The following is a 2,000-nucleotide window of genomic DNA, read 5'->3' on the forward strand; positions in this document are numbered from 1 at the left end:
CGCCGTCGCCCCTGGCCGACCTGCCCGTGCAGTTCGCGGACTACGCCGCGTGGCAGCGCGCCTCGCTGGGCGGCGAGGCCGTGGACGAGCAGCTGGCGTACTGGACCCGGCGGCTGGCCGGCGCGCCCTCCACGCTGGACCTGCCCACGGACCGTCCCCGCCCGGCCGTGCAGGACCTGCGCGGCGGCACGCACGTCTTCGCCCTCTCGGCCGAGGCCGTGCGCGGGGTGCGGACGCTGGCCGCGGCGGGCGGCGCGACGACGTTCATGGTGCTGGCGGCGGCGTTCGCGTCCGTCCTGCGGCGCTGGAGCGGCCAGGACGACGTGGTGATCGGCACGCCCGTCATCCATCGTCCGCGGCGCGAGCTGGAGGGACTGATCGGCTTCTTCAGCAACACGCTGCCCCTGCGCATCGACTTGGCGGATGATCCCGATTTCCGCACGCTGCTGGGCCGCGTGCGCGAGACCACGCTGGACGCGTACGCGCACCAGGACGTGCCGTTCGAGCAGGTGGTGGACGCGCTGGGCGTGGAGCGCTCGCTGAGCCATTCGCCCGTCTTCCAGGTGATGCTCACGCACCAGACGGCTATCGGCGGCGGCGCGGCGGACCGGCGCCTGGGCGACCTGTCCGCGCGGCCCGCCGGCGCGTCGCTGGGCACGTCGCGCTTCGACATGACCGTGGGCATCGGCGAGGCGGAGAACGGCATCTTCGGCGACGTGGAGTTCGCCGCGGCGCTGTGGGACGCCGAGACGGTCGCGCGCCTCATCGGGCACCTGGACGCCACCCTGCGCGCCGTGGCGCAGGCCCCGGACGCGCCCGTCTCGTCGCACGACGTGCTGACGGCGGAGGAGCGCGCGCTGGTCGTCGGCCGGTGGAACGCCACGCATCGCGCGTCGGCCGCAGGCGTGTGCGTGCACGACCGCTTCGCCCAGCAGGCCACGCTGACGCCGGACGCGCCGGCCGTGGACTTCGGCGGACGGACGCTGACGTACGCGTAGGTGGACGCGCGGGCCAACCGCATCGCACGGCGGCTGCGGGCGATGGGCGTGGGGCCGGACGTGCGCGTGGCCGTGTGCCTGGAGCGGTCCATCGACATGCCGGTCGCCGTCCTGGCCGTGCTCAAGGCGGGCGGCGGATACGTCGCGGTGGATCCGAATTATCCCGCGGATCGCGTGGCGTACATGCTGGAAGACAGCCGAGCCGCCGTCCTGCTGACGACGGCGGACGTCGCCGCGCGCCTTCCGTCCACGGAGACGCCGCTGCTGCGCCTGGACGCGGACGCCGCCTCCATCGAATCCGAGTCCGCCGAGGCGCTTTCCGTCCCGGTGGATCCGGAGAACCTGGGTTACGTGCTGTACACGTCGGGCTCGACCGGACGACCCAAGGGCGCCGCGCTGCCGCACCGCGCGCTGGTGAACCTGCTGGCGTGGCAGCTGGCGCGGTTCGGCGAGGGAGCGGCCGCGCGGACGCTGCAGTTCGCGTCGCTGAGCTTCGACGTGTCGTTCCAGGAGATCTTCAGCACGTGGGCGGCGGGCGGCACGCTGGTGCTGGTCGACGACGACACGCGCCGCGACGCCGAGGCGCTCGTGGCGTACCTGCGCGCGCATCGCGTCCAGCGGCTGTTCCTGCCCTTTGCCGCGCTGCAGAACCTGGCCGAGACGGCGGAGAATGCGCGTCTGCCGGAGCTGCGCGAGATCATCACGGCGGGCGAGCAGCTGCGCGCCACGCCCCAGCTGCGCGCCTTTTTCCAGGCCAATCCCGGGCTGCGGCTGGACAACCAGTACGGCCCGTCGGAGACGCACGTGATCAGCGCGCACCTGCTGCCGGAGCATCCCGGGATGCCCGCGCAGGCGGTGGAAGCCGTGCGCATCTTCGCGCCGGACTCCGCGGCGGAGATGGTGGGCGGGTGAGGCGGGGAGTGAGGCCCGTGGGAAGGGAGTGAAGCCCGTGGGCAGGGAGTGAAGCCCGTGGGAGGATGAGCCCCGTCGCTGCGCGACGGG

At 73.7% G+C, this 2,000-nt stretch carries 2 protein-coding genes; both read left to right on the plus strand.

All coding sequences use genetic code 11. The features are described from left to right. On the plus strand, positions 1 to 998 hold a 998-nt coding region (locus VFZ20_RS19805; RefSeq protein ID WP_329685667.1), incomplete at its 5' end, for a condensation domain-containing protein. After that, the gene (locus tag VFZ20_RS19810) at positions 999 to 1,910 is read left to right on the plus strand and encodes an AMP-binding protein (protein ID WP_329685668.1); all 912 of its coding nucleotides are present in this window, start codon (positions 999 to 1,001) and stop codon (positions 1,908 to 1,910) included. It abuts the gene before it with no gap. Positions 1,911 to 2,000 lie beyond the last annotated feature (90 nt).

The sequence above is a fragment of the Longimicrobium sp. genome (genome assembly GCF_036280135.1).
Lineage (GTDB): Bacteria > Gemmatimonadota > Gemmatimonadetes > Longimicrobiales > Longimicrobiaceae > Longimicrobium.